The following is a 26817-nucleotide window of genomic DNA, read 5'->3' as shown; positions in this document are numbered from 1 at the left end:
GCACGGGTGGTCGCACCCGTGCCTTTTTTCGTTTGCGGCGCGCGGCCGCATCGCTCACCGCTCAGTCGAGCGCCTTCCCGGCTTTTTCATCCATGCAGCGAATCGCGAGCAGCGTCATCGCGCCGCAGCCGATCGCATACCACGCGGGCGCATTCGCATTGCCGGTCGCGGCGATCAGCCACGTGACGAAGAACTGCGCGAAGCCGCCGAAGATCGCGACGCCGACGCTGTACACGAGCGCGCCGCCGGTCGCGCGCACCGCACGCGGGAACAGTTCGCCGAGCATCGCGCCCGTCGCGCCGATGTTGATCGCGTGCACGATCGACAGCGCGGCGATGATCGACAGCAGCGATGCGGCACCCGGCCAGCGATTCAGCGCGATGAACGCCGGGTAGATCGCGACCATCAGCACAATGCGTGTCCACCAGACGATCCGGTTGCGACCGTACACGTCGGACAGGTGGCCGCCGATTGGCGTCACGAGCATCAGGATCGCACCGGCGACGCAGCCGGCCGTCATCGACAGCCAGGTCGGCAGGTGCAGCACCTGCACGCCGTAGATCGCCATGTAGAACACGATGATGTAGTGGATCGACGTGCCGCCGATCGTTACGCCGAGCCCCGCGAACACGGCCTTGCCGTGATGGCGCAGCACGTCGGCGAGCGGCAGCGATGCGACCGGCTCGTCGTGCGCGGCCGCCGGTGCGGTAGCCGGCACTTCCTCGACGGTGCGGCGCAGCCAGTAACCGATCGGCACGAACAGCGTGCCGATGATGAACGGCACGCGCCAGCCCCAGCTTTCGAGCTGTGCGGCAGTCAGCGTCGACGTCAGCGCGACGCCGGTGAGCGCGCCCGCGAGCGCGGCGAGCCCCTGGCTCGAGAACTGGAACGATGCGTAGAAGCCGCGACGGTGCTGCGGCGCCTGTTCGAGCAGCAGCGTCGTCGACGCGCCGACTTCGCCGCCCGACGCGAACCCCTGCAGCAGGCGGGCGAGCACGAGCAGCATCGGTGCGGCGATGCCGATCTGCGCGAAGGTCGGCGCGACCGCGATCGCTGCCGTGCCGAGCGCCATCAGCAGCAGCGTGAGGATCATCGCCTTCTTGCGGCCGGCACGGTCGGCATACATGCCGATCACGAGCCCGCCGAGCGGACGCGTGACGAAGCCGACGCCGAAGCTCGCGACCGCGAGCATCAGCTGCCCGAACGACGAATGCACGGGAAAGAACAGCTTGCCGATCAGGATCGCGAAGAAGCTGTAGACCGTGAAGTCGTAGAACTCGAGCGCGTTGCCGACGGCGGCGGCCGCAATCAGCCGGCGTTTCTTGGCGGCGGCGCGGGCATCGACCGGCGTGCCGGTGAACGGAAGGGCGGACGTTTCCATGGGGTTCCCCCGGTAAGCGCGAAACTGCGTGGTGAAGGGCCGTCAGGCCGCGAGCCAGGCTTCGGCGACGCGAACCCAGTAGCTCGCGCCGATCGCGAGAATGTCGTCGTTGAAGTCGTAGCCGGGGTTGTGCACCATGCAGCCGCCCTTGCTGCCGATCCCGTTGCCGATGAACGCGTAGCAGCCGGGGCGCGCTTCGAGCATGAACGCGAAATCCTCGCTGCCCATCAGCGGCGCGGCGTCGGTTTCGACACGGTCGGCGCCGAGCATCTGGCGCGCGATGTCGGCCGCGAATGCGGTCGGTTCCGCGTGATTGACGAGCACCGGGTAGCCGTAGTCGTAGTCGACTTCCGCGGTGATGCCGAAGCTTTCCGCCTGGCCTTTTGCGAGTGCTTCGATGCGGCGTGCGAGCAGCGCGCGCACGTCGGCGTTCAGCGCGCGCACCGACAGCTTCATCACGACGGTTTCGGGAATGATGTTGAACGTCTCGCCGGCCTGCACGCTGCCGACCGTGATCACGGCCGCATGCTGCGCATCGACCTCGCGCGCGACGATCGTCTGCAGCGCGACCATGATGCTGCCCGCGGCCGACATCGGATCGCGCGCGAAATGCGGCATCGCGCCGTGACCGCCGACGCCGCGCAGCGTGATCGTCACGCGGTCGGCCGACGCCATCGCGGCGCCGGTGCGGAACGCCATGTCGCCGGCCGCGCGGCCCGGCATGTTGTGGATCGCGAAGATCGCGTCGCACGGGAAGCGGTCGAACAGGCCGTCGTCCATCATCGCCTTCGCGCCGCCGAAGTTTTCCTCGGCCGGCTGGAAAATCAGGTTCAGCGTGCCGGAGAACTGGCGCGTCGCCGCGAGGTGGCGCGCCGCGCACAGCAGCATCGCGGTGTGGCCGTCGTGACCGCATGCATGCATCTTGTTCGCATGGCGGCTCGCGTACGGCAGGCCCGTGGCTTCCGCGAGCGGCAACGCGTCCATGTCGGCGCGCAGGCCGACCGTGCGCGTGCCTTGCCCTTCGCGCAGCACGCCGACGACACCCGTCTTGCCGATGCCGCGATGCACTTCGTAACCCCAGCCGGCGAGCAGCTCGGCGACGAGATCGCTGGTGAGCGTTTCTTCGAACGCAAGCTCGGGATGAGCGTGGATGCGGCGGCGCACCTCGACCAGCTCGGGGGCGATCGCGGCGATACCGGGGATGACGGGGTTCACGGCTTGCGGCATGGTGTCTCCTGTGGGGCCGATGGGGCGTTTGACGCACCTATGACGAGCAAGCATATAAATTTCTTTTGCGTACCAGAAGCTGATAAATTGCTTTGGTGCACACCATCGGTTGCCGCTCGGGAATACCCTGAGGCGGCACACGTCGCGACGCACAGGGTTTCCACGGATCACGCGTTGCCGCCATGAAATACCATCAACTGAAAGCGTTCGTCACCGTTGCTGAAGAAGGGAGCATCCGCGCGGCCGCGCGGCGCCTGAACGTGTCGCCGGCGGCGTTGACGAAGGCGGTCAAGGAGCTGGAGATCGCGCTCGGCGTATCGCTCGTCGTGCGCACCGCGCGCGGCGTGCAGCTCACTGCGTTCGGCCAGCAATTGCAGGTGCGCGCGCGGCTGATCGTCGCCGAAATGCAGCGCGCCCGCGACGATATCGAGCAGGCGCAGGGCGCGATGACGGGTTCCGTCGCGGCGGCGATCACGCCAGCGGCAGCGGTGACGATCCTGCCCGACGCGTTCCGTGCGTTCCGGCGCCGCTTCCCGGTGGCGCGCGTCAACCTGATCGAAGGGTTTCCGGGCGTCGCGCTGCCGCGCCTGCACGACGGCTCGCTCGATTTCGCGGTGGCGGTCGTCGTGCCCGAGCTGCTGGCAGCCGAGTTCGATCACGCGGAGCTTTACGCGAGCCGCTCGCTGATCGTCGCGCGCAAGGGGCATCCGCTCGCGTCGGCCACGTCGCTCGCCGATCTCGTCGACGCCGACTGGCTGATGAATCCGTCGCCGGAAAGCTCCACCCAGGTGCTGTTCAATTCATTCGTTGCGTACGGGCTGCCGGTGCCGGCGCGTGTCGTCGAATGCCCGAGCTTCGGGCTCGCGCACAGCCTGATGACCGGTTGCGACCTGATCGCATCGATGCCCGAGCAATTGCTGCAGGGCGAGTGGGCGCGCGACCAGCTCGCGGTGCTGCCGATCCGCGAGCGCCTGCCGGGTGTCTCGGTGCAGGTCGTCACGCGCCGCGACAGCCCGCTGACGCCGGCCGCGGCGATGCTGCTCGACTGCCTGCGCGATTCCGCGCGCCGCAAGGGATTGCGCTGAGCCGCCGCTCGCCGGCGATCGCATAGTCATCCTGATTGTTTGGCGCTCGGCACGCGTCGCGCGAGCCGGTATGATATCGGCCGGCCAGCCGCTCCGGCCGGCCGCCGACAACTATCGCCATCCGGCATCCAGCAATCAGAGGCATCACATGACCAGTGCAACCCAATTCGACAACGTATCGGTCGTCAAGCGCGCGAACGTCTATTTCGACGGCAAGTGCGTGTCGCATACCGTGCTCTTCCCGGACGGCACGCGCAAGACGCTCGGCGTGATCCTGCCGTGCGCGCTCAACTTCGGCACGGACGCTCCCGAATTGATGGAAGTGCAGGCCGGCAAGTGCCGCGTGAAGCTCGACGGCAGCAGCGAATGGCAGACCTACGGCGCCGGCGAGTCGTTCTCGGTGCCGGGCAAGAGCCGCTTCGACATCGAAGTGCTCGAGACGCTCGATTACGTCTGCAGCTACCTGTAAGCGCAGGCGGCAGCAAAAGAAAAGCCCCGCCGAAGCGGGGCTTGTCACAAGCGGATGGCGCAAGGCCATCCGGAGCGCCTGTTCTCGTTACAGGCAGGCGTTGATGTCGCCGGCCGACGAGGCATCGCCGCCGCGGAAACCGACCCAGGTCTTCGCGTTGCCGGCATTGGCCGGGCGCACCACGGCGGCAGCGCCGTTAGGCGGCTGCTGGCCCGGCGCATAGACGGCCATTGCGAGGCCGTTCGCCAGTTCGTACTGCGACGTCACCTGTTGTTGCGACTTGTCGGCCCACGTCTTGGCGATGCACTGCGCCACCTGGTCGGCGGGCTTTTGGCTTTGTCCCACGTTCTGCAGGGCAGAATCGGCTGCGTGAGCAGAAAATGCCACGGTCAATGCGATGAGCGGTAAGTATTTCGCGTTCACGTTATCTCCCTCGAGTCGTGATTGATTGAGTGGGATGCGCAGCAGTACTGCGTGCTAGTGAGATTGCAGCGGGCACGCACGGTTCCGGCTATTCCGAAACAAGTTGTTAACGCGCTTGCCAAATGGCGGCTCAGGTGCTGTGCAGCGTTGCTGCGATGCGGCATGCGTCGTATGCGGCTCGACGTCATGCGTTGCTCGGTCGGCGCGCTGCCCGGTCGTGTGGTGTCGTGACGGCCGCGGCAAACGGCATGGGTGTGCATGCCGTGCCGCGGCTCTTTATTTGATGGCGAAGTGGAATGGCTGATTGATGGCCCCGTCGCATGGCAGCCATGATGACAAACTTTCGTCGGTCGAATTGTTAACCAACTTTAAACACGGGACGCGACCGCATGCGATGCGGCGCGCGATGGGCGCGCCGCATCGTGCAGCGAGGTGAGGCGGGATGAGCAAGCGGTGCGCGGCCGGGGTGCCGCGCACGCGGGTGGCGTCAGCCGGCCTTGCGGGTGCCTGCGTCGCGCAGGTTGGCCGGGACGATCGGGCGGAAGCGCTCGCGCTTGTGTTCGTCGTCGAAGTGCTGGAGTGCGGGCTTGATCAGGTCGCTGCGCGACACGATGCCGGTGATGCGCAGCGATTGCTCGTTGTCGACGACCGGCAGGCGTTCGAGGCCCAGCATCGCGAGGCGCGATGCGACGACGCGGCACGTTTCGTGTGCGAGTGCGACGGACGGCGCGCGGTTGGCGAATGCGCCGGAGATCGGCGCGTCGGCGCCTGCCTGCGCGCGCTGCGCATCGAGCGTCGCGCGATCGACGAGACCGAGCAGGCGGCCATTCTGCACGACCGGGTACGCGCGATGCGTCTGCTTCGCGCCGAAGTACTGCGACTCGACGGTATCGAGCGTCGCGGCGCCGTCGATCGCGACGAGCACGTCGGCCGACGTCATCACTTCGCCGATGTCATGGCGCTCGAGCGGATCGACGCCGTATTCGCGATAGATGTGATAGCCGCGGCGGGCGATTTTCTCCGTCATGATCGAACGCTTCATCACGACGGTCGCGAAGCCGTGCGCGACGAGCGTCGCCGCGAGCAGCGGCAACAGCGCGTTGGCGTCGTGCGTGAGGCCGAATGCGAACACGATCGCGGTGAGCGGGGCGCCGAGCGTCGCGCCGAGCGTCGCGGCCATGCACACGAGCGGCCAGAGCGCCGGATCGCCGCCAGGCAGCATCGGCGACAGCACGGTGCCGAGGCCGGCGCCGAGCATCAGCAACGGGGCGAGCACACCGCCCGACGTGCCCGAGCCGAGCGCGATCACCCACATCACGGCCTTCACGATCAGCAGCGCGAGCGCGATCTTCAATGCGATGTGCTGATGCAGCAGGTCGCCGATCACGTCGTAGCCGACGCCGAGCGCGCGCGGCTCGAGCCAGCCGCCGATGCCGATCACGATCGCGCCGAGCGCAGGCCACCACATCCAGTGCACGGGCAGCTTCGCGAAGGTGTCCTCGACGCGGTAGAGCGCTGCCGACAGGCCGCATGCGAGCATGCCCGACAGCAGGCCCGCGACGATGCACGACAGCAGCGCGACCGGCGTCGGCGCGGCCGTCGTCAGCGGAAACAGCGGATCGACGCCGAAGAACACCGCGCGTGCGAACCCGGCCACCGCACAGGCAAGCGCGACCGGCAGGAAACTGCGCGGCCGCCATTCGAACAGCAGCAGCTCGACCGCGAGCAGCACGGCTGCGACCGGTGTGCCGAACACGGCCGTCATGCCGGCGGCCGCACCGGCGACGAGCAGCGTCTTGCGCTCGGCGGCGGTCACGTGCACGCATTGCGCGATCAGCGAGCCGAGCGCGCCGCCCGTCATGATGATCGGGCCTTCGGCGCCGAACGGGCCGCCGCTGCCGATCACGACGCCGGACGACAGCGGCTTGAGGATCGCGACCTTCGGCGACATGCGGCTCTTGCCGAACAGGATCGCCTCGATCGCTTCGGGAATGCCGTGGCCGCGGATCTTCTCCGAGCCGAAGCGCGCCATCAACCCGACGATCAGCCCGCCGATCACCGGAATCACGATCACCCATGCGCCGAGCGTGTTGTTTGCCGGAGAGCGGTCGGCGAACGAGAACTGCTGGAAGAAGAACAGGTTCGTGAACAGGTGGATCAGGCTCAACAGCACGAACGCGGCGAGCGTGCTGAGCAGGCCGATCCCGGCGGCAAGCAACGCGATCCTGGGCAGGCGTTCGTTGGTCGAAAAATCGCGTTTGTGTGGTGCGTTCATCGGAGTGGAAAGAGCAAGGGTCAGTAATCGATCTGGGGAACCTGGAACGCGTCCTTGAGCGACTTCAGCTCGGCGCGATGCATGGCTGCGAGGCGGGCGAGCAGCGTTTCGCCGGCTTGCTCGAGGTGGACCTCGACCTGGCGGCGATCGGCTTCGCTCGGTTTGCGCTTCACGAGCCCGAGCGCTTCGCAGCGCGTGACCAGCGCGACGACGCCGTGGTGCTGCGCCTGCAGGCGTTCCGCGATTTCGCCGATGGTTGCCCATTCGCGATGCGGATAGCCCTTGATGTGCAGCAGCAGCAGGTATTGCAGCGGCGTCACGCCTTCGCTTTGCGCGGCGCGTTCGGAGAAGCGCTCGAAGCAGCGCATCTGGTAGCGGAACTCGGACAATTGCTGGAAATCGCTTTTCGCCAGCGCGCGTCGGGTATCGTTCATCGGGGTCGGTCGGTCAGTCTGTTTCGGTAGCGCAAAATATATCACAACATGATATAAATGGCCGAGCTTGGGCGGAATGAATGCATTCCGCGTTGTGTCAGTCGTTACGGTGCATGACGCGCGTTACGCGGCCTCGAGCATTTGGGTCTGCCGATAAAGCCCCGTCACGAGATCCGTCTGCGTAATGATCCCGACGAGCCGGCGCGACGCATCGACGACCGGAATGTGGTGGTGGCCCGAATGCGTGAACAGCGGCACGAGCGCGGTGATGGGCATCGTTTCCGGCACGCACGCGACGTCGCGCGTCATCACGGTGGCGACGCTCGCGGGCTGACCGCCGAGCGACTGCGGCAGCCGCGCGGACAGGCGTTGCCACAGCGGAGTCGGACGGCGCAGCTGGCGCGTGAGGTCGGCGCGCGTGACGATGCCGGCCAGGCGGCCTTCGCCGTCGACCACCGGGAGCGCCTTCACGCGGTGGCGGTCGAGCAGCGTCAGCGCGGCCGTTACCGAGGTCGACGGCGCGACCTCGATCGCATTCTTCGTCATCAGGTCGGTGCACGTGAGTTGGCCGAAGGTGCGCGTATACGCGTGCATCTCGGTTTCGCGCAGCAGCGATTCGAGATCGTCCGGATCGACGTCGAGCCATTCGCTGCGGCGCTTCAGTACTGCGTCGAGGTCGCTGCGCGTGAAGCCGCCGCGCGCCGGCGCCGCGCCGCCCGCCTGCGGTTTCGCTTCGGGGCGCACGCCGCCGTGCGGGTAGCGGTGCCCGGTCAGTGCGTGATACGCGAGCGCGGCCGACAGCAGGATCGCCGATTGCAGCGCGATCGGCTCCAGCACGAAACTGAAGCCGAGCGAATGGATCGCCGGGCCGCCGACCACGGCCGTGAGCGCGACGGCGCCCGATGGCGGGTGCACGCAGCGCAGCACGAACATGCCGCCGATCGCGCACGCGATCGCGACCGCGGCGGCCGTGATCGGATCGGCGATCCATTGCGCGCAGGCCACGCCGACCGTCGCCGCGACGAGATTGCCGCCGATGATCGACCACGGCTGTGCGAGCGGGCTCGCCGGCACCGCGAACAGCAGCACGGCCGAGGCCCCCATTGGCGCGACGAGCAGCGGCACGAGGCCCGGCACGCCGGGCAGCAGCCGCATCGTGACGCCGACCGTCGCGATCCCGACGAGCGCGCCCGTGCACGAGCGCAGGCGTTCGCGCCAGCCAAGCGACATCGGATGGGGAATGAAGCTGTGCAGCCATTGCTGCAACGTGCGGCGCGATGGAGAGGAGCCTGACGACATGGACGGGTAAGCGGTAAAAATGACGGCGCGGGGCGTGCGGCGACAAAAACGCGATTATATCGTGTTGTGATACAAATTGTCGCATCGCATCAACGCGTTGCATGCGCACGACGCGCGAGTCTTTCCAGAACCTTTCATCGGATGAAAGCCTGGAGGCCGGGCACGCGCGCAAAATTGTCTGCAGCGGCGTACAATTCGGGCCACTGAATCCCCCGTCATGCCAGAACCACGTCCGCGATGTCCGCTCTCCTGCCTGTCCCCCGGCTCGGTGATCGATTCGACGTGGTTCGCGGCTGCGTTCCGTTCCCCACCTGACGCGAGCGCCGCCGACGCCTCCCCACCGACTCTCCCCAAGCCAATCCAATGGACATGCTCGAAAACATGCGCCTGTTCGTGCGCGTTGTCGAAGCCGGCAGTTTTACTGCGGTCGCGAAGGAAATCGACGCGACCACCGCGCAGGTGTCGCGCGCGGTCTCGAACCTCGAAGCGCACGTACAGACGCGCCTGCTGCATCGCACGACGCGCCACCTCGGCCTGACCGAAAGCGGCGAGCGCTATTTCGAGCGCGCGAAATCGATCCTCGCGGAGATCGACTACGCGAACGCGGAGGCGCGCAACGCGTTGCTCCGGCCGAGCGGGAAGATGCGACTTCATGCGATGACGGGGCTCGGGCAGAGTCACGTCGTGTCGTCGATCGTCCGCTACCAGGAGGACAACCCCGACGTGTCGGTCGAGCTGACGCTCGCGCAGCGGATGCCGAATCTCGTCGAGGAGGGCTACGACGTGTCGATCGTGACGGCGTCGCAACTGCCCGATTCGGGTTACGTCGCGCAGACCTGCGGCACGAGCTGCAGCGTGCTCGTCGCGTCGCGCGAATACCTGGCGCGGCACGGCACGCCGCAGACGCCCGACGAATTGCCGAACCACGTGTGCCTGCGTCTGGACACGCCTGCCTCGCCGGCCAGCGAATGGCGGCTCGAGCGCAGCGACGGCGAGGAAACCGTCTACGAACTGCAGCCGGCGCCGTTCCAGGTCAACGTGCCGGACGCGCTGTGCGTCGCGGTGCGTGCCGGGCGCGGGATCGCGTGCGTCGCGCTGTACACGGTGCTCGACGACATCCGCGAAGGGCGGCTGATCCGCGTGCTGCCCGAGTACCGGCTGCAGACGGTGAGCGTGTATGCCGTCTATGCGACGCGTCGCTATCTCGATGCGAAGATTCGCACGTTCCTCGACCACCTGCGCACGACGCTCACGCCTGCGCTGGAACACGACCTGCGCGAACTCGACCGGCTGACGATCGAGCAGACACCGGGCGGCCGCAAGCGCGCGTGACGGCGCGCCTTCGCGCCGCCGCGGCGTTCATGCGGCCGGCACGATGCGAATCCGCTCGAAGCGGCCGGCGAGCCATGCATACGCGGCAATGCCGATCAGCCCGTGCGCGGCGACGAACCACAACGCACCGGCGAACGAACCCGTGCTGGCCACGAAGTAGCCGATCACGAGCGGCGTGACGATGCCGGCGATGTTGCCGAGACCGTTGAACACGCCGCCGCTCAATCCGACCATGCCTTCCGGCGCCGTGTCGGCGAGCACGGCCCAGCCGACCGCCGCGAGCCCCTTGCCGAAGAACGCGATCGTCATCAGTGCGATCACGACCGCGTTCGACGAGGCGCCGTTCGCGAGCACGAGCAGCGTCGCCATCGCCATGCCCGCGACGAACGGCGTCTTGCGCGCCTTAGACGGATGCATGCCGCGCCGGATCAGCCAGTCCGACAGCACGCCACCGAGCACGCCGCCCGTGAACCCGCAGATCGCCGGCAGCGCGGCGACCCAGCCGGCTTCCATGATCGTCATCCCGCGCCCCTTGATCAGGTAGATCGGGAACCACGTGATGAAGAAGTAGGTGAGCGCCGTGATGCAGTACTGGCCGATATAGATCGCCCACAGGTTCCGGTGGCGGAACAGTTGCGACACATCGTGCCACGACACGCGCGGCCGTTGGCGCACGCGGTTCGCCTCGAGATCGACGAGCGCGCCGTGCGCGCGCAGGTAGTCGCGCTCCGCATCGGTGACGCGCGGGTGGCCGTGCGGCTCGCGATACCAGGCGAACCACAGCGCGGCGAGCGCGATGCCGAGCAGCCCCATCCACAGGAACACGTGTTCCCAGCCGAGCGCATGCGTGAGCCAGGCCATCGCGGGCGTGAACAGCACGACGGCCATGTACTGGGCGGAATTGAACAAGGCCGACGCGGTGCCGCGTTCGGCGGTCGGAAACCAGCACGCGACGATCCGCGAATTGGCCGGGAAGGCCGGCGATTCGACGAGGCCGAGCATGAAGCGCATGACGAACAGCGCGAGCGTCGCGGCTGCGCCCTGCACGGCGAACCCGCCGACCGTGCCCTGCAGCATCGTGAATACCGACCACAGCAGCAGGCTCAGGCCGTACACGCGCCGCGCGCCGAAGCGGTCGAGCAGCCAGCCGCCCGGAATCTGGCCGATCGCATAAGCCCATGCGAACGCCGAGAAGACGATGCCGAGCTGCACGGGTGTCAGCCCGAGGTCGTGTGCGACGCCGGTGCCGGCGATCGACATCGTGGCGCGGTCCGCATAGTTGATGACGGTGACCGCGAAAATCAGCGCGAGGACCGCATAGCGGACGCGGCCGATCGTGCGCGAGGCGGCGGGCGACGCGGCGAGGGCGGCGCCGCTGGATCGATTGGACATGCGTGTCTCCTGGCCTCCGTCGCGCGGAAGCATCGGTTGTCGTAACGGGGATGCCGGCCGTGCGGCCGCGCGGCGGTCAGCCGGTGACGCTGGTCGGCGGGCGCTGGCCAGCGAAGCACGCGGCGAGGTTGGCGAGCACGATCCGGCCCATCTCTTCGCGCGTTTCATGCGTGGCGCTCGCGCGGTGCGGTTGAACGACGACGCGGTCGAGTTCAAGCAGCGCGGCCGGCACGTGCGGTTCGTTCGCGAAGACGTCGAGTCCGGCGCCGGCAATCGTGCCGTCGGCAAGTGCGCGTATGAGCGCGGCTTCGTCGACCAGTTTGCCGCGCGCGACATTGATCAGGAATCCTTGGGAGCCGAGTGCGGCGAGGACGTCGGCCGTCACGAGCACGTTGCCGTGATCGGCCGATGCCGCGATCACGAGCACGTCGCTGTCGCGCGCGAGTGCGGTGAGGTCGGGCACGTAGCGATAGCCGCTGTCGCGATGCTCGCGCGGCCCGAAGTAGCTGACGGGCATCCGGAACGCCTGCGCACGCTGCGCGATCGCGCGCCCGACGCGGCCCAGCCCGATGATGCCGAGCCGCTTGCCCGTGACTTGCGTCGCGAGCGGCTGGGCTGCCTTGCCCCAGCGGCCGGCACGCACGATCCGCTCGCCGGCGCCGAGGTCGCGCAACGTCATCAGGATCAGCCCCAGCGCCATGTCGGCAACGTCGTCGGTCAGCACGTCGGGCGTCGTCGTCACGTGGATGCCGCGCGACCGGGCGCGGTCGAGATCGACCGCATCGGTGCCGATGCCGCTGATCGCGACGATTTCGAGTGCGCCCAGCCGGTCCATCAGCGCGGCGGACAGGCCGTTCGCACCGCCGGTCACGACTCCGCGAATGCGCGAGGCCACGCGATCGAGCAGCGCGTCCGGTTGCTCGGCCGCATACAGCCGGTGCACCGCGTAACGGGCGGACAGTTCGGCGTCGATGGTGTCGGGGAGCGGCTGGGTCAGCAGGATGTCGATGGTCATGAAGGTCTCGGTCGTCGTGTGCGGCGCGGGCCGCGCATCAGGTGGAACCGAGTATAGGAATCGCATCGATATGGGTCTAACATCAAAAGACTATCGATTGATTCAAGAATTGGATGATTGAACTGCACCAGCTTCGCTGCTTCGTCGCGGTGGCCGAGGAACTGCATTTCGGCCGCGCGGCCAAACGGCTCTTCATGACCCAGCCGCCGCTCAGCCGGCAGATCCAGCTGCTCGAACACGCGCTCGGCATCGCGCTGCTCGAGCGCAGCAGCCGGCAGGTCAGCCTGACCGCGGCCGGCGAGCGCTTCCTGCGCGACGCGCGGCACATCCTCGAGTTCTCGGCACGGGCCGAACAGGCCGCGCAGCGCGTCGCGCACGGCGGGGCCGGCCGCATCACGCTCGGTTTCACGGCCGTCAGCGCGTACCGGATGATTCCGGTGCTGCTTGCACACGCGGCGCATGCGCTGCCGGACGTCGACGTCGAATTGCGCGAGATGGTGTCGACCGTGCAGATCGATGCGCTCGCGTCGCGGATGCTCGACGCGGGTTTCGTGCGCCAGCGCGCCGCGCGCCAGCCGCTCGAATACCGGCTCGTGCAGCGCGAGCCGATGCTCGTCGCGGTCGCGGAAGGCGCGCCGCTTGCCGCCTACGAGCAGATCGGCCCCGACGAGCTCGACCGGCAACCGTTCATCGCGTATTCGCCGAACGAGGGGAAGTACTTCCACGACATGATCTCGGGGATGTTCGCAGGCGCAGGCCGGCTGCCGAACTACCTGCATTACGTCGGGCAGACGCATACGATCCTCGGCCTCGTGCGCGCGGGGCTCGGCGCGGCGCTGGTGCCGGCGTCGGCGCGCGAGCTTCACGTGGACGGCGTGGTGTTCCGGCCGCTGGCGGGCGTGAACGTGGCGGCCGAGCTGTATCTCGCGTGGCGAGCGGACAACGACAATCCGGCGCTGCCCGTGTTCAACGCGATGGTCGAGCGGTTTCTGACCGAGAGCGCAGACGACGCGGGCGTCTAGGCGCGCCTGCTCGCATGAGCATGAGCATGAGCCTGCGCAGCGCGTCTGCGCAGGCCGAAAAGTCTGTCGTCTGACAATTGAAAACTCGGGCTTCAATCGTTTTCAGTTCATCCGGAATGCATGGAAACTGCACGGATTCCACGCGAATCCGGTTGGAAACAGGTCTGGCGACTCACGCATTTTCATCCTGGACAGGGGAAACCCTCATTTTTCTCTCATCGGTCGTCGTATTACTGTATCGATACACTAAATCGATACAGTGCGTCGTGAGACGCCATCGCAAAGGAGACGGCCCATGAATACCTACACCCGGCGGCGCTTTCTGCAGACGGTGTCCGCCGCGACGCTCGCGGCCGCAGGCGGCTTGCCGGAAACGGTGCGCGCGCAGCCGGTCGTGACGCTGCGCTGCGCGTCGTCGATGCCGGCCGACCAGAACGCCGCGCATTACGTGTGGTACGAGCGTCTTGCCGCGAACCTGAAGGCGAGTGTGGGCGACGCGATTCGGGTCGACTACTTTCCGAACAGCCAGCTCGGCAAGGAGAGCGACGTCGTGCAGCAGGTGAAGATCGGGGCGATCGACATGATGATCGCGGGGTCGTCGATCTGGGCCACGGTCGCGCCGGAGCTCGGCATGCTCGATCTCGGCTACCTGTTCGACAGTTATGCGCACGTCGCGAAGACGCTCGACGGCCCGGTCGGTGCAAGCCTGAACGCGCTGCTGCAAAAGCGTGCCGGTTGTTCGGTGCTGACCTGGGGCTCGCATTTCGGCGGGCGCTGCGTATTCACGAAGCAGCCCGTGTCGGCGCTGCAGGGGCTGAAGGGGACGAAGCTGCGCGTGCTGCCGACGCCCGCGTTCATGGATACCTTCAAGGCGATGGGCGCGGTGCCGACGCCGATTCCGTTCGGCGAGCTGTACATGGCCGTGCAGACGGGTGTCGTCGATGGTCTCGAACACGATCCCGCCACGGTGCTCGCGAGCCGCTTCGACGAGATCGTGAAGTCGTGCTGGCAATCGCACCACGTGTTTGCGGCGATGACCGTCGTGATGGGGCGGCGTGCGCTCGACCGGATTCCGGCCAACCTGCGTGCGGCGTTCGACCGTGCGGTTGCCGACGCGACCGTGCAGCAGCGCGCGATCGCCGTGCAGAAAGCCGCGCAGGCGGAGCAGGCGCTGAAGCAGCGCGGCATGTCGTTTCACCCGCTGGCCGATGCCGAGCGCGTAGCGCTGCGGCAGACGATGCACGACCGGCTCTATGTCGGGTTCGCGAAGCAGTATCCGGCGACTGCGCCGCTGTTTCCGGCGATTGCCGCCGCGCGGGGTTGAACGATGGACCTGCATTCCGTCTCGAGTGCCGCGCCGGCGTCCGGCGCAGGCCTTCCGGTGCATCGCGCCGCCCGCGTGCTGGATGCGGCGCTGCGCTGGATCGAATACCTGGCTGCCGCGGTGCTGGCTGTCGACGTGCTCGTCGTGTTCGTGTCGGTCGTGTTTCGCTATTTCCTGCACGACCCAGTCGACTGGGCCGAGGAGGTGGCCAGCGCATTGATGATCGTGCTGGTGTTCTTCGGTGCGGCGACGGTGCTGGGGCGTAGCCAGCATGTCGGCATCGATGTGTTTCGCGGCCTGCTGCCGGCGCGCTGGCAGGGCGCGTCGATCCAGGCCGGTCACTGGATCGTGGCCGCCGTCTCGCTGAATCTGCTGGTGTCGTCGTGCCAGTTGCTCGCCGACTCGTACGGCCAGATGACGACGGGCGGCCTGCCGGGCTGGATCAACGGCTATCCGATGATGTTCGGCGCGCTGTTCATGACGGTATTCGCGCTCGCCAATGCGCTGAATGCGCCGCGGCGCCGCGTGATCGGCACCTTCGTGTGCTGCGCGGCGCTCGCGGCCGCCGTGTATGGCTGGAACGCGCTGTGGCCCGCGCGGGCGATCGCGCCGGGCGCGCTGCTGGTCGCGGGTTTCGTCGGCGGGCTGGTGCTCGGTGTGCCGATCGGTTTCGTGCTGGCGCTTTCGGCGTTGCTGTACTTCCTCGCCGATCCGACGCTGCCGCTGCTCGTCTACTCGCAACAGGTGATGGCCGGTGCCGACCACTTCGTGCTGCTCGCGGTCCCGTTCTTCGTGCTGGCGGGGCTGCTGATGGAGTCGAACGGGATGTCCGCGCGGCTCGTCGAGCTGCTGCTGCGGATCTTCGGGCGCGTGCGCGGCGGGCTCGGCCTGATCGTGATCTTCGCGACGGCCTGCTTTTCCGGCGTGTCGGGATCGAAACTGGCGGACATCGCGGCGGTGGGCAGCGTCGTGATGCCGGCGGTGCGCCGCGCGCGGCAGGACCCGAACGAAACCGCCGCGCTGCTCGCGTGCAGCGCGGTGATGGCCGAGACGATCCCGCCTTGCGTGAACATGATCATCATGGGCTTCGTCGCGAACATTTCGATCGCCGGCCTGTTCGTCGCGGGGATCGTGCCGGCGGCCGTGCTGGCCGCGTCGCTCGCGGTCGTGACCGTGGCCACCGGGGGCAAGATCGACGTGGCCGAGGTGTTCGCGGAGCGTCGCGCGTGGTTGCCGCTCGCGGGCGGTGCGCTCGTCGCGCTGGTCATGGTTGCGATGATCGGCAAGGGCGTGACGTCGGGCATCGCGACGTCGACCGAAGTCTCCGCGTTCGCGGTGGTCTACGCGCTCGTCGTGGGCTGGCTCGCGTTCCGCGAACTGACGTGGCGATCGGTCGGGCGCGTGTTCGTGCGTGCCGCGTCGATGGCGAGCGGTATCCTGTTCATCGTCGCGGCCGCGTCGAGCGTGTCGTTCGCGCTGTCGATCGAGCAGATTCCAACCCTCGTCTCGGGCACAATGACCGCGTTTGGCCATCAGTACGGCTCGACGATGTTCCTGTTGCTGTCGGCGCTGCTGATGATCGTGTTCGGCGCGGTGCTCGAAGGCGCGCCAGCATTGATCATCTTCGGGCCGTTGCTCGCGCCGATCGCGCTGCAGCTCGGCATCAACCCGCTGCATTTCGGCACCGTGGTGGTGGTGGCGATGGGGCTCGGGTTGTTCGCGCCGCCTGTCGGGCTCGGTCTGTTCACGACCTGTGCGATCACGGGCACCGAGGTCGGGCAGGTGGCCCGGCCGATGGTGAAATACCTGCTGGTGCTGTTCGCTGCCCTGGTGGCGTTGATCTTCGCACCGGCGTTTTCATTGTGGCTGCCGGCCCGGTTCGGCCTGTAGCCCGTTCTATGCAAGACGACATGAGTACGATTCAGGACGTGGCCCGTCAGGCGGCGGTTTCGGTCAGCACGGTTTCGAACGTGCTCAACGGGCGCACCGACCAGATGAAGCCGGAAACGCTCGAACGCGTGAAGGCCGCGATGGACGCGCTGCAGTACCGGCCGAGCACGCTCGCGCGCCAGCTCAAGACGGGGCAGACGCCGCTCGTCGGGCTGCTGGTGCCGTCGATGGCGAACCCGATGTACGGCTATATCGCACGCGAGGTCGAGACCTGCGCGCAGGAACGGTATGGTCATCGCGTGCTGATCGGCAACACGTATCGCGATGCGGGCAAGGAGGCGTCGTTCTTCGACGACCTGTACGCGCATGGCGTGCGGCGCGTGATCGTGATCTCGTCGCTCGCCGACGAAAGTCACCTCGAACGGGCCGCCGAACGCGGGATGACGGTCGTCAGCTACGACCGCCGCGCGACACCCGGCGAGCAGTCGAAGGTCGACCACGTGACGGCCGACAACGAGGCGGCCGCGCGGCTCGCGACGCGCCGTCTCGTCGATGCGGGGCATACGCGGCTCGCGTTCGCGACGGTCGCCGGCATCACGGTGAGCCGCAGCGACAAGATCCGCGGTTTTCTGGCCGCGGCACGCGATGCGGGCGGCGCCACACAGGCGCGCGTGCTCGACGGCGGCCCCGCCAACGAATACGGGGACTCGGTGATCGTCGATGTCGGGCGTGCGCTCGGCGTCGGGCTCGCGGCCGATCCGGCGCGGCCGACCGGCATCGTCGCGGTCAACGACCTGTTTGCGCTCGGCCTGATGGCCGGGCTGCGCGACGGCGGGCTGCGCGTGCCGGACGACGTGTCCGTCATCGGGATGGACGGTCATTTCCTGTCGGCGATCTCGTGGCCGGCGCTGACCACGGTGCAACTGCCCGTCACGGAAATGGCCGAGGAAATGGTGCGGCGCGTGATGCGGCAGGAGGGCGACGCACCGTCCGCGCCCGGGCAATGCGTGTTCGCGGGCGTGACGCTCGTGGAGCGCGCGTCGGTGGCGCCGCCGCCGCGCGTGGCCGGCCCGGGAGGAGATCACGCATGACGCGCGTCTACGTCACCCATCCGGCCGGGATGATCGACCATTACTTCGGCGCCAGGGCGCTGCGCGCGCTGGGTGCGATCGCGGACGTCACCTGCAACCCGCTCGATCGCGAACTCGGCACGGACGAACTGATTGTCGCCGCGCAGGGATGCGACGCGATCATCGGGTACCGGCAAACCCCTGCGCCTCGCGCGCTGTTCGAGGGGCTGCCGGCGCTCGCCGCGTTCCTGCGTTGCGCGGTCGACATTCGCACGGTCGACGTCGCCGCGGCAAGCGCGTTCGGCGTGCTGGTCACGCAGGCAAGCCCCGGTTTCGCGCCGGCTGTCGCGGAGTGGGCAGTCGGCGTGATGATCGATCTCGCGCGCGGCATCGGCCGCTATGCGGATGCCTACCACCGTGGCGCACCGCCGGTGCCGCGGATGGGGCGCGAATTGCGCGGCAGCACGCTGGGCCTGATCGGCTACGGGCAGATCGCGCGCCATCTCGCACCGGTCGCGACGGCGCTCGGGATGCGTGTGCTCGTCAGCGATCCGTACGTGCGTGTCGATGCGCCGCCGCTTGAACAGGTCGCCCTTGCCACCTTGCTGGGCGATGCGGATTTCGTCGTCTGTCTCGCGCCGGCTACGTCGGCCACCGCGAACCTGATCGACGCGGACGCATTCGCCGCGATGAAGCCGGGCGCCTGTTTCATCAATGCGTCGCGCGGCGAACTCGTCGACGAGCAGGCGTTGGTCGACGCACTCGCCGGCGGCCGGCTGGCCGGTTGCGCGCTCGACGTCGGCCGTGCGGCGGACCAGATGCCGACGCCCGCGCTTGCCGCGCATCCGAACGTCATCGCGACCCCGCATATCGGCGGGTTGACGCTGCCGGCGGTCGAGCATCAGGCGCTGGAAACGGTCGACCAGCTTGCCGCGCTGCTCGCCGGGCGCGTGCCGGACGGCGCCGTCAACGCCGCGCAGGCGACGCGGCTCGCGCGCTGGCGCGCGACGAACGCATCCGTCGAACCGGGGGCACGATGACGCGCCGCGCCGGCGGCATGCCGTTCCCGGATGCGTGCGATTGCCATATCCACATCTACGACGATGCGTATCCGCTCGCACCGACGGCGACGTTCCGGCCGCCGCATGCGCCGGTGGACGCGTATCGCCGCGTGCAGCGAGCGCTCGGTTTCGCACGCGTGGTGATCGTGCAGCCGACCGGCTATGGCGCCGACAACCGATGCACGCTCGACGCGCTGGCGGCGTTCGGCCCGCAGGCGCGCGGCGTCGCGACGTTGCCGGTCGACATACCCGATGCCGAGCTGGAACGTCTGCATGCCGCGGGCATGCGCGGCGTGCGGTTCATGATGCTGCCGGGCGGCATCGCGCGCTGGGACGATCTGGAGCGGATGGCGGCGCGGATCGCACCGCTCGGCTGGCATGTCGACCTGCAGATCGATGGCCGCACGCTGCCCGGGATCGAGCGGACGCTGGCGCGGCTGCCGGCACGCGTCGTGATCGATCACACGGGCAAGTTCCTGACGCCCGTCGCACCGGATGCGCCGGCTTTTCTCGCCCTGCGACGCCTGCTCGATCGTGGCCACGTGTGGGTGAAGCTGTCCGCGCCATACGAGACGTCGCAATCCGGCGCGCCGGGCTACGACGATGTCGCGTGCCTTGCCGCCGTGCTGGCGCGCGGCCATTCGGCACGCTGCGTGTGGGGCAGCAACTGGCCGCACCCGAACGCGTCGCCGCTGCCCGACGATGCCGGCCTGCTCGGCTGGTTGCACGATTGCACGGCCGACGATGCGCTTGCCCGGGCGATCCTGGTCGACAACGCGGCTGCGCTTTACGGATTTCACGCAGACACCGGCTTCGATGCCGCTACGTAACAAGCTTTCGATCCGGAAGCCGGTCGCATCGTGACGACAAGCAATCCTCATCGAGTAGGGCGCGTCCCGGTACCGCCGGAATCCTTGCGATTCTGAAAGCTGACGTCGCGCGCACGTTTTCAATTGCGAAAGGCAACGCACTGCGGCGACCGCTTGACGCTGCATGCCGGTCGGCGCAGGATACGTCCGTGCATTTGGAGCGGGACGCGCCGGCCGCGCGGTTCCTGCACCCGCGACACGCAAAAGAACAACGATGAGCCTTTACGCCCTCGTACCGGAATACCGGCGCGGTATCGGTCCGCACGCCGGAACAACGCTTCACCCGACGCCCGTCGCGTCACGTATCCGTCATCCCGTTTCGTACCGTGCCTCGGTACACTTTCCCGTCCGCGCGCTGGCCGCGCCGATGAACGGCGCCGATCCGGCCTGCCGCATCGCCCCGCCGCACGCTGCCCCCGATCACCGCATCCCGACCGGCGCCTACACCGGCGTCTCGTGACGTCCGCACGCGCCCGTCCTTGTATTGCGCCGCCGGCTTTCCTGACTGCCAGGCGGCACCGGAGTCCGAAGCATTTCGATTGAGCTTGAAAAAGCACACGTACGCAGTTCGGTTCGAGGTTCAAGGAGAAAAACTCATGTCGCAGCTTTCGAATGAAGCAAACGGCAGTTCGGGGAGTGGCAAGGTCAAGCTGGTCAAGTGGGCGATCATCATTGCCGGCGTCGCGATCGCGGCGCCGGCCGCGCTGTTCATCCTGAAGGGCGTGATTGCGCTGGTCACGGCGGGCGTGATCGGTCTCGGCGCGATCTATTTCGCGCCGGTCGTCGCGATGAAGTTCGCGAACCAGAAGGTGAAGATGATCGTCGAGGAGGCGCAGGCGAATCCGATCGAGACGCTGATCAACCAGCTCGCGGAAAAGCGCCAGGCCGCGCAGAAGTTCGCGGACAGCATCACCGCGTTTCGCACCGAGGTGAAGAACTTCGAGAACAAGACGGAGCTGTTCGAGAAGCAGTACCCGGACGACGCGCCGCGCTTCCGGTCGCAGCTCGACACGATGAAGCAGCTGCTCGCGTTCCGCGAAGGCCGCTACAAGCAGGTGCAGGCCGAACTGAAGAACTTCGCGTCGGCGATCGACCGCGCGAAGGCGATGTGGGACATGTCGCAGGCGGCGCAGCAGATGAACAAGCTCGCGGGCCGGCAGGCGTCCGATACGTTCGAGCAGATCAAGACCGACGTGGCCGTCGATTCGGTCATGCGCTCGGTCAACAAGGCGTTCTCCGAGATGGAGACGTCGCTGATGGATAACCCCGAGGTCAAGCAGGCGCAGCAGCAGGCGGTGATGAACGGCGGCCACGCCCCCGGCCTCGACGCGGCGAACCCCGCGCAGTTGCCGTCGAAACAACAATAACTTCCCGCAGGCCCTCAACCATGAAAAAACTTCTTGGCGCAGTTGCGTTTCTGGTCGTGCTCGTCGGCGTATGGATCGTGCATCAGGGCGGCCTGTCGACGCTGATTCCCGCGCATGATGCGGCGCCGTCCACGACGGCCGCGCAAAGTGGCGACACCGGCCAGCCCGCGCAGACGCCGCCGTCGGCCAATGTGCTGCCGGCCGGCTTCACGCCGCAGGCCAGCACGCTGAAATCGATTGCCGAAAACGGCATCGTCCGGATCTCGGTGCAGAACCCGAGCGAGCCGTTCTTCGGCGAGGACAAGGGCGCACCGCACGGCTTCAACGTCGAGTTCGCGCGGCTCCTGTTCGCCGATCCGTCGTTCTCGCACGGCGGCAAGCCGGTCGTCGTCGATACGCGCCACGAGGTCGACACGTACCCGGGCGTGCCGAAGCAACTGCTCGATACCGATGCGAAGGGGAACCACGTGGTCGACGTCGCGATGGACGGGCTGACGTTCCCGGACAACGCGCCGGCCGGCGTCGTCTATTCGGTGCCGTACGTCGACGATTTCGGCTATTCGCTGATCGTGCGGCAAGGCTCGGCGATCCGCTCGACCGACGATCTTGCCGGCAAGACGGTCGGCATCCTGAAGGGCGACCCCGATGTGCGCGCGTTCGTCACGCGCCAGTACCCGAACGTGCATTTCGTCGAAGTCGACGATTCCGATCCGGCGTTCATCGCGAAGAGCCTCGACGGCCATACGGTCGACGCGTTCATCTACGACTACCCGTTCGCGGTCAGCTCGATCAAGGGCACCGACCTGAAATTCGCGGTGACCAAGCTCGACGGCTCGAACATCGCGTACAAGATCGGCGTGCGCGCCGACGACCAGGACCTGCTGATCTACCTGAACGCCGCGATCGCGAAGCTCAAGCAGTCGCCGCAGTATCTCGAGCTGCTGCGCAAGTACTTCGTCAGCGACCAGGCGGTGACGACCGCGGCCGCATCGGGCGAGCACACGTATGTGGTGAAGGCGGGCGACACGCTGAACCTGATCGCGGCGAGCAAGCTCGGCAGCGGCCAGCGCTATCGCGAGATCCAGCGCCGCAACAACCTCGCGAACCCGAACCTGATCCTGGCGGGCCAGCATCTGGTGATTCCGGTCCGGTAACGATGGCGTGACGTGAACGAACGTGGGTGAAGGGGCGTAAAAAAACGCGGCCCGGCGGCGTGATCCGCCGGGCCGCGCGTTTTCGGGCGTCAGTGCGTGATCGACAGGAACAGGTACGCGGCGAACAGCGACAAGTGCACGACGCCGTGCAGCACCGTCGTGCGCCCCTGGCTGAGCGTCAGCGTGCTGACCAGCAAGGTCAGCGCCAGCAGCACGGTTTCCATCGGCCCGATGCCGAGCGTGAGCGGCTGGCCGACCCAGATGAACACGGCCGCGACGGTCGGGATCGTGAGCCCGATGCTCGCGAGCGCCGAACCGAGCGCGAGGTTCATGCTGGTCTGCAGCCGGTTCGCACGCGCGGCGGTGACGGCCGCGAGCCCTTCCGGCAGCAGCACGAGCGCGGCGATCACGATGCCGACCGCGGCTTCGGGCGCGCCAAGCTTCAGCACGGCGTGCTCGACCGCCGGCGACAGCAGCTTCGCGAGCAGCACGACCGCGACGAGGCTCACGAACAGCAGGATCATGCTGATGATGGCGGTACGCGTACTCGGCGCCGCGGCGTGCACCGACTCGTTCGCGCTGTCGTGCGCGGCGAGGAAGTAGTCGCGGTGGCGCACGGTCTGGACGAACACGAATGCGCCGTACAGCACGAGCGACGAAACGCCGGCAAACGCGAGCTGAGATTTCGAAAAGAACGGGCCCGGCGCGGCGCTCAGGTAGTTCGGCATCACGAGCGACAGCACCGACAGCGACGCGAGTACCGCGAGCGCCTTGCTCGCGCCGCGTCCCTGGAAGTCCTGTTCGCCGTGTTTCCACGCGCCGACCAGCAGGCAGATGCCGACGATGCCGTTGCAGATGATCATCACGGCGGCGAACACGGTGTCGCGTGCGAGGCCCGATTTCTCGGGGCCCGCGCCGAGCATCACCGACACGATCAGCGCGACCTCGATGACGGTCACGGCGACCGCGAGCACGAGCGTGCCGAACGGTTCGCCGACGCGGTGCGCGACGACTTCCGCATGGTGGACGGCGGCGAACACGGCGCCGGCGAGCGCGACAGCGAACACCGCGATGACGAGACCTTCGGCCGGCACGACGCGCGACAGCGCGAGTACCAGCCAGGCGGCAAGCGGGGCCCAGAGGGTCCAGCGCGGGAGCTGGTTGGACGAGAGCGGCATGGAGGGTTTCCTTATGCGAGTGGCGGCGCGCGACGCGCCGTCACGGGTTGACGAAGCCCGGCCGTACTATCCGCCGAACGAGGACGATGAAACCGAAGGGTGGCAGCACGCAACGGTGCTGCCCTGGGTTCGCTGCCGTGAGGCGGCGAGGGGCGCGGGCGGGCTGAAGCCCGTCGCTGGATGAAACGGTTCGATGCAGCTGCCCGCAGACGGCGAGGCAAGCACACGCGACGACGCGCGGGCCGGAGGCTCGGTTCCGCCCCGGAGAGGGCGGCGGGCGGTGGACGGCGGTGGCGGCGTGACACGCGGTTTCCCCCTGAAATCCGGCGGTTTGTCGAATTTTATCAGGCGTTCGGGGGTCACTATCTCATATTCGAACGCTTACGTTGACCTTTCGGTTTACAAAAAGTGCCCTGATCTTCCAATTTTTTTACCTTTGCAGTTTCCGTAACGCGCTCTTGCACGACAAATTCGGGCTCGCCCTGACATAAATCTACCGACCGGTCGGTTTATAATAGGCCGCACTTCCACTTCATGACGGATCGCAAGCGATGGCTGTTTCCTCTGCACAATCGGTGAACTCGGGCGCGCTGGCGCCGTCGTCCGTCGTCGGCGTGATCGGCGCCGGCGCGATGGGCGCAGGCATTGCGCAGGTCGCAGCCGCGGCCGGCCACACGGTGCTGCTGTACGACCTGAACGAAGCGGCGTGCGACAAGGCGCTCGCCGGCATTCGCGCGCAGTTCGCGCGACTCGCGGAGAAAGGCCGGCTCGAACCGGCGCAGGCCGACGCGGCCGGCAACCGGATCCGTGCAGTGCGCGCGCTGGCCGATTTCGCGGGCGCCGCGCTGATCGTCGAGGCGGCGGCCGAGCGGCTCGACGTGAAGCGCGAGATCTTCGCGACGCTCGAACGCCATGTCGACGACGCGTGCGTGCTGGCGACCAACACGTCGTCGATCTCGATCACGTCGATCGCGGCCGGGCTGCGCGTGCCGCAACGCGTCGCCGGCCTGCATTTCTTCAATCCGGCGCCGCTGATGGCGCTCGTCGAGGTGGTCAGCGGGCTCGCGACCGCGCCCGGTGTCGCGCAGGCGCTCCATGCGACTGCCGCCGCGTGGGGCAAGCGGCCCGTGATGGCGAAATCGACGCCGGGTTTCATCGTGAACCGCGTCGCACGGCCGTACTACGCGGAGGCGCTGCGTGTGCTGAACGAGCAGGGCGGCACGCCGGCCTCGATCGACGCGGTGATGCGCGAAGCCGGCGGCTTCCGCATGGGGCCGTTCGAGCTGATGGACCTGATCGGCCACGACGTGAACTTCGCCGTCACCGAATCGGTGTTCCGCGCGTATTTCAACGATCCGCGCTACACGCCGTCGCTGATCCAGCAGGAACTCGTGAATGCGGGCTTCCTCGGGCGCAAGTCGGGGCGCGGCTTCTATGCGTATGCAGACGGCGCGCCGCCGCCCGCACCCGATCTCGAACCGCCGCGCGACGCGCCGGCCGACGTCGTGCTGTTTGCGCAGGACGGTCCGGCTGCCGCGTTGCATGCACGCTTCGCCGAACGTATCGTCGGCGCCCGGCAGGCCGGCGCGCAGCCGGACGACCTGCTCGCCACGGCCGGCCGCGCGTCGATCGCGTTGACGGACGGCCGGACGGCCACCGCCCGTGCCGCGCAAACGGGCGTGGCCGATCTCGTGCTCGTCGATCTTGCGCGCGATTACGCGCAGGCCGGGCTCGTCGCGCTGACGCGCGCGCTCCAGTGCAGCGACGCGGCATATGCGGACGCGGTCGGCCTGTTCCAGCAAGCGGGCTTCCGCGTCGTCGGCGTCGCCGACGTGCCGGGGATGGTCGCGATGCGCACCGTCGCGATGCTCGCGAACGAGGCGGCCGACACGGTGAACCAGGGCGTGTGCTCGCCCGCCGATCTCGATCTCGCGATGGAGAAGGGCGTGAACTACCCGTGCGGCCCGCTCGCGTGGGCCGATGCGATTGGCATCGGCCGCGTGCATCGCGTGCTGTCGAACCTGGCGGCGAGCTACGGCGAGGACCGCTATCGCGTGTCGCCGCGCCTCGCCGCGCTGCACGCGGCCGGCCGCACGTTCCGGTCCTAACCGCCAGGGCCTGTTCCCGCTCATCACGGACTTGCATTGGCGGGAACAGGCCCCGCTCACACCGAACACGAAAACGACATCACTCCATTGGAGGAGCACCCCGATGACTCACCCGACGCATCCCGCCGCCGCCCTCGAGCCCATCGAGACCGCCAGCCGCGACGAACTGCAGGCGCTGCAGCTCGAGCGCCTCAAGTGGTCGTTGCGCCACGCGTACGACAACGTCCCGCACTATCGCCGCACGTTCGACGCGGCCGGCGTGCATCCGGACGACCTGAAATCGCTCGCCGATCTCGCGAAATTCCCGTTCTCGACGAAGAACGACCTGCGCGACAACTATCCGTTCGGGCTCTTCGCGGTGCCGCGCGAGCAGGTCGTGCGCGTCCATGCGTCGAGCGGCACGACCGGCAAGCCGACCGTGGTCGGCTACACCGCGCGCGACATCGATACATGGGCGAACGTGACCGCGCGCTCGATCCGCGCGGCCGGCGGCCGCCCGGGCGACACGCTGCACAACGCGTTCGGCTATGGCCTGTTCACGGGCGGCCTCGGGATTCATTACGGTGCGGAGCGGCTCGGCTGCATGGTCGTGCCGATGTCGGGCGGGCAGACCGAGAAGCAGGTGCAGCTGATCCGCGATTTCGAGCCGAAGATCATCCTGGTCACGCCGTCGTACATGCTGAACCTGATCGACGAGATGGTGCGGCAGGGGATGGACCCGGCCGAGTCGTCGCTGAAGATCGGCATCTTCGGCGCCGAGCCGTGGACGCAGGCGCTGCGCGAGGAAGTGGAGACGCGCGTCGGCATCGATGCGCTCGACATCTACGGGTTGTCGGAAGTGATGGGCCCGGGCGTCGCGTGCGAATGCGTCGAGACGAAGGACGGCCCGGTGATCTGGGAAGACCATTTCTACCCGGAGATCATCGATCCCGTCACGGGCGAAGTGCTGCCCGACGGCAGCCAGGGCGAGCTCGTGTTCACGTCGCTGACGAAGGAGGCGATGCCGGTGATCCGCTACCGCACGCGCGATCTCACCGCGCTGCTGCCGCCGACCGCACGCGCGATGCGCCGGCTCGCGAAGATCACGGGCCGCTCCGACGACATGCTGATCGTGCGCGGCGTGAACGTGTTCCCGAGCCAGATCGAAGAGATCGTCGTTGCGCTGCCGCAGCTGTCGGGCCAGTTCCAGATCACGCTGTCGCGCGACGGTCACATGGACCGTCTCGACCTCGCGGTCGAGCTGCGCTCCGAGATGGCGGCGTCCGTCACCGACGGCGATCGCGCGGCGCTTGCGCGCGAGTTGCAGCACCGGATCAAGACGATGGTCGGCGTGTCGTCCGGCGTGACGGTGCTGGCGGCCGGCGGGATTCCCGCGACCGCGACCGGCAAGGCGCGGCGCGTGATCGACCGCCGCCAGGCCGCCTGAGCCCGATGTTTGCCGT

The 26817-nt window shown here is 67.8% G+C and carries 22 protein-coding genes; 13 read left to right on the top strand and 9 right to left on the bottom strand.

The window, feature by feature from the left end; translation table 11 throughout:
* Positions 1-61: 61 nt before the first annotated feature.
* Together BLA15945_RS00790 and BLA15945_RS00785 are read right to left on the bottom strand one after the other, a co-directional pair.
* Positions 62-1381 (bottom strand): MFS transporter, encoded by a 1320-nt coding sequence (locus BLA15945_RS00790; protein ID WP_059240319.1) that lies wholly within the window; start codon positions 1379-1381, stop codon positions 62-64.
* Between the two features lie 42 nt (positions 1382-1423).
* Positions 1424-2608: a M20 aminoacylase family protein gene (locus BLA15945_RS00785; protein WP_059240321.1), complete on the bottom strand. Its 1185-nt coding sequence runs from the start codon at positions 2606-2608 to the stop codon at positions 1424-1426.
* A 182-nt stretch (positions 2609-2790) separates the two neighbouring features.
* Here BLA15945_RS00785 and BLA15945_RS00780 point away from each other — a divergent pair, with 182 nt between their 5' ends.
* Both BLA15945_RS00780 and ppnP read left to right on the top strand, forming a co-directional pair.
* On the top strand, positions 2791-3693 hold the full coding sequence (locus BLA15945_RS00780; RefSeq protein ID WP_059240323.1) for a LysR substrate-binding domain-containing protein: 903 nt from the start codon (positions 2791-2793) through the stop codon (positions 3691-3693).
* A 148-nt stretch (positions 3694-3841) separates the two neighbouring features.
* Entirely contained in the window at positions 3842-4162 is a 321-nt protein-coding gene (gene ppnP / locus BLA15945_RS00775; protein ID WP_006478890.1) for a pyrimidine/purine nucleoside phosphorylase, read from the top strand.
* 87 nt (positions 4163-4249) lie between these two features.
* Here ppnP and BLA15945_RS00770 read toward each other — a convergent pair whose 3' ends face one another.
* The 4 genes from BLA15945_RS00770 to BLA15945_RS00755 all read right to left on the bottom strand — a co-directional run bounded on the left by BLA15945_RS00770 (position 4250) and on the right by BLA15945_RS00755 (position 8593).
* Positions 4250-4585, bottom strand: coding sequence for a hypothetical protein (locus tag BLA15945_RS00770; RefSeq protein WP_059240325.1), 336 nt, complete (start codon positions 4583-4585; stop codon positions 4250-4252).
* 487 nt (positions 4586-5072) lie between these two features.
* A complete protein-coding gene (locus tag BLA15945_RS00765) occupies positions 5073-6860 on the bottom strand; it encodes a chloride channel protein (RefSeq protein ID WP_059240327.1) in 1788 nt (595 codons plus the stop codon).
* A 20-nt stretch (positions 6861-6880) separates the two neighbouring features.
* A complete protein-coding gene (locus BLA15945_RS00760) occupies positions 6881-7294 on the bottom strand; it encodes a MarR family winged helix-turn-helix transcriptional regulator (protein ID WP_059240329.1) in 414 nt (137 codons plus the stop codon).
* Positions 7295-7417: 123 nt separating this feature from the next.
* Positions 7418-8593, bottom strand: a complete 1176-nt coding sequence (locus BLA15945_RS00755) for an HPP family protein (RefSeq protein WP_174991221.1) — start codon at positions 8591-8593, stop codon at positions 7418-7420.
* Positions 8594-8956: 363 nt separating this feature from the next.
* Here BLA15945_RS00755 and BLA15945_RS00750 point away from each other — a divergent pair, with 363 nt between their 5' ends.
* Positions 8957-9925, top strand: a complete 969-nt coding sequence (locus BLA15945_RS00750) for a LysR family transcriptional regulator (RefSeq protein WP_059240333.1) — start codon at positions 8957-8959, stop codon at positions 9923-9925.
* Between the two features lie 27 nt (positions 9926-9952).
* On the opposite strand, the gene BLA15945_RS00745 is transcribed toward BLA15945_RS00750, so the two are convergent.
* Together BLA15945_RS00745 and BLA15945_RS00740 are read right to left on the bottom strand one after the other, a co-directional pair.
* Positions 9953-11317 carry an MFS transporter gene (locus BLA15945_RS00745; protein ID WP_059240335.1) on the bottom strand — a complete coding sequence of 455 codons (1365 nt, stop codon included), beginning with the start codon at positions 11315-11317 and terminating at the stop codon, positions 9953-9955.
* Positions 11318-11393: 76 nt separating this feature from the next.
* The gene (locus BLA15945_RS00740; protein ID WP_059240338.1) at positions 11394-12332 is read right to left on the bottom strand and encodes a 2-hydroxyacid dehydrogenase; all 939 of its coding nucleotides are present in this window, start codon (positions 12330-12332) and stop codon (positions 11394-11396) included.
* 113 nt (positions 12333-12445) lie between these two features.
* Here BLA15945_RS00740 and BLA15945_RS00735 point away from each other — a divergent pair, with 113 nt between their 5' ends.
* From BLA15945_RS00735 to BLA15945_RS00700, 8 genes are all read left to right on the top strand, one after another.
* A complete protein-coding gene (locus BLA15945_RS00735; protein WP_059240340.1) occupies positions 12446-13354 on the top strand; it encodes a LysR substrate-binding domain-containing protein in 909 nt (302 codons plus the stop codon).
* A 295-nt stretch (positions 13355-13649) separates the two neighbouring features.
* Complete coding sequence (locus BLA15945_RS00730) at positions 13650-14678, top strand: TRAP transporter substrate-binding protein (protein WP_174991220.1); 1029 nt, start codon at positions 13650-13652, stop codon at positions 14676-14678.
* Between the two features lie 3 nt (positions 14679-14681).
* Positions 14682-16568, top strand: coding sequence for a TRAP transporter large permease (locus BLA15945_RS00725; protein WP_174991219.1), 1887 nt, complete (start codon positions 14682-14684; stop codon positions 16566-16568).
* A gap of 8 nt (positions 16569-16576) precedes the next feature.
* Positions 16577-17659 (top strand): LacI family DNA-binding transcriptional regulator, encoded by a 1083-nt coding sequence (locus BLA15945_RS00720; protein WP_174991218.1) that lies wholly within the window; start codon positions 16577-16579, stop codon positions 17657-17659.
* Complete coding sequence (locus BLA15945_RS00715; protein WP_174991217.1) at positions 17656-18678, top strand: hydroxyacid dehydrogenase; 1023 nt, start codon at positions 17656-17658, stop codon at positions 18676-18678. The genes BLA15945_RS00720 and BLA15945_RS00715 overlap by 4 nt, the downstream gene beginning before the upstream one ends.
* Entirely contained in the window at positions 18675-19529 is an 855-nt protein-coding gene (locus BLA15945_RS00710; protein WP_174991216.1) for an amidohydrolase family protein, read from the top strand. The genes BLA15945_RS00715 and BLA15945_RS00710 overlap by 4 nt, the downstream gene beginning before the upstream one ends.
* 635 nt (positions 19530-20164) lie before the next feature.
* Complete coding sequence (locus tag BLA15945_RS00705; protein WP_059240342.1) at positions 20165-20935, top strand: hypothetical protein; 771 nt, start codon at positions 20165-20167, stop codon at positions 20933-20935.
* Between the two features lie 20 nt (positions 20936-20955).
* Positions 20956-22089 carry a transporter substrate-binding and LysM peptidoglycan-binding domain-containing protein gene (locus BLA15945_RS00700; protein ID WP_174991215.1) on the top strand — a complete coding sequence of 378 codons (1134 nt, stop codon included), beginning with the start codon at positions 20956-20958 and terminating at the stop codon, positions 22087-22089.
* Between the two features lie 89 nt (positions 22090-22178).
* Here the strand turns inward: BLA15945_RS00700 and BLA15945_RS00695 are convergent, their stop codons facing one another.
* Positions 22179-23267 (bottom strand): calcium:proton antiporter, encoded by a 1089-nt coding sequence (locus BLA15945_RS00695; protein WP_174991214.1) that lies wholly within the window; start codon positions 23265-23267, stop codon positions 22179-22181.
* A 551-nt stretch (positions 23268-23818) separates the two neighbouring features.
* On the opposite strand from BLA15945_RS00695, the gene BLA15945_RS00690 reads away from it, so the two are divergent.
* Both BLA15945_RS00690 and paaK read left to right on the top strand, forming a co-directional pair.
* Positions 23819-25375 carry a 3-hydroxyacyl-CoA dehydrogenase gene (locus tag BLA15945_RS00690; protein ID WP_059240348.1) on the top strand — a complete coding sequence of 519 codons (1557 nt, stop codon included), beginning with the start codon at positions 23819-23821 and terminating at the stop codon, positions 25373-25375.
* A 103-nt stretch (positions 25376-25478) separates the two neighbouring features.
* On the top strand, positions 25479-26801 hold the full coding sequence (gene paaK, locus BLA15945_RS00685; protein WP_174991213.1) for a phenylacetate--CoA ligase PaaK: 1323 nt from the start codon (positions 25479-25481) through the stop codon (positions 26799-26801).
* The last annotated feature ends 16 nt before the right edge of the window (positions 26802-26817 follow it).

This window comes from Burkholderia arboris (assembly GCF_902499125.1).
GTDB lineage: Bacteria > Pseudomonadota > Gammaproteobacteria > Burkholderiales > Burkholderiaceae > Burkholderia > Burkholderia arboris.
This window is presented reverse-complemented; position numbering and strand designations above follow the sequence as displayed.

Excerpts from the sequence above, each read along its gene's own strand:
- BLA15945_RS00790 (WP_059240319.1), bottom strand. The coding sequence starts at position 1,381 with ATGGAAACGTCCGCCCTTCCGTTCACCGGCACGCCGGTCGATGCCCGC.
- BLA15945_RS00785 (WP_059240321.1), bottom strand. The coding sequence starts at position 2,608 with ATGCCGCAAGCCGTGAACCCCGTCATCCCCGGTATCGCCGCGATCGCC.
- BLA15945_RS00780 (WP_059240323.1), top strand. The coding sequence starts at position 2,791 with ATGAAATACCATCAACTGAAAGCGTTCGTCACCGTTGCTGAAGAAGGG.
- ppnP (WP_006478890.1), top strand. The coding sequence starts at position 3,842 with ATGACCAGTGCAACCCAATTCGACAACGTATCGGTCGTCAAGCGCGCG.
- BLA15945_RS00765 (WP_059240327.1), bottom strand. The coding sequence starts at position 6,860 with ATGAACGCACCACACAAACGCGATTTTTCGACCAACGAACGCCTGCCC.
- BLA15945_RS00760 (WP_059240329.1), bottom strand. The coding sequence starts at position 7,294 with ATGAACGATACCCGACGCGCGCTGGCGAAAAGCGATTTCCAGCAATTG.
- BLA15945_RS00755 (WP_174991221.1), bottom strand. The coding sequence starts at position 8,593 with ATGTCGTCAGGCTCCTCTCCATCGCGCCGCACGTTGCAGCAATGGCTG.
- BLA15945_RS00750 (WP_059240333.1), top strand. The coding sequence starts at position 8,957 with ATGGACATGCTCGAAAACATGCGCCTGTTCGTGCGCGTTGTCGAAGCC.
- BLA15945_RS00745 (WP_059240335.1), bottom strand. The coding sequence starts at position 11,317 with ATGTCCAATCGATCCAGCGGCGCCGCCCTCGCCGCGTCGCCCGCCGCC.
- BLA15945_RS00740 (WP_059240338.1), bottom strand. The coding sequence starts at position 12,332 with ATGACCATCGACATCCTGCTGACCCAGCCGCTCCCCGACACCATCGAC.
- BLA15945_RS00735 (WP_059240340.1), top strand. The coding sequence starts at position 12,446 with ATGATTGAACTGCACCAGCTTCGCTGCTTCGTCGCGGTGGCCGAGGAA.
- BLA15945_RS00730 (WP_174991220.1), top strand. The coding sequence starts at position 13,650 with ATGAATACCTACACCCGGCGGCGCTTTCTGCAGACGGTGTCCGCCGCG.
- BLA15945_RS00725 (WP_174991219.1), top strand. The coding sequence starts at position 14,682 with ATGGACCTGCATTCCGTCTCGAGTGCCGCGCCGGCGTCCGGCGCAGGC.
- BLA15945_RS00720 (WP_174991218.1), top strand. The coding sequence starts at position 16,577 with ATGCAAGACGACATGAGTACGATTCAGGACGTGGCCCGTCAGGCGGCG.
- BLA15945_RS00715 (WP_174991217.1), top strand. The coding sequence starts at position 17,656 with ATGACGCGCGTCTACGTCACCCATCCGGCCGGGATGATCGACCATTAC.
- BLA15945_RS00710 (WP_174991216.1), top strand. The coding sequence starts at position 18,675 with ATGACGCGCCGCGCCGGCGGCATGCCGTTCCCGGATGCGTGCGATTGC.
- BLA15945_RS00705 (WP_059240342.1), top strand. The coding sequence starts at position 20,165 with ATGTCGCAGCTTTCGAATGAAGCAAACGGCAGTTCGGGGAGTGGCAAG.
- BLA15945_RS00700 (WP_174991215.1), top strand. The coding sequence starts at position 20,956 with ATGAAAAAACTTCTTGGCGCAGTTGCGTTTCTGGTCGTGCTCGTCGGC.
- BLA15945_RS00695 (WP_174991214.1), bottom strand. The coding sequence starts at position 23,267 with ATGCCGCTCTCGTCCAACCAGCTCCCGCGCTGGACCCTCTGGGCCCCG.
- BLA15945_RS00690 (WP_059240348.1), top strand. The coding sequence starts at position 23,819 with ATGGCTGTTTCCTCTGCACAATCGGTGAACTCGGGCGCGCTGGCGCCG.
- paaK (WP_174991213.1), top strand. The coding sequence starts at position 25,479 with ATGACTCACCCGACGCATCCCGCCGCCGCCCTCGAGCCCATCGAGACC.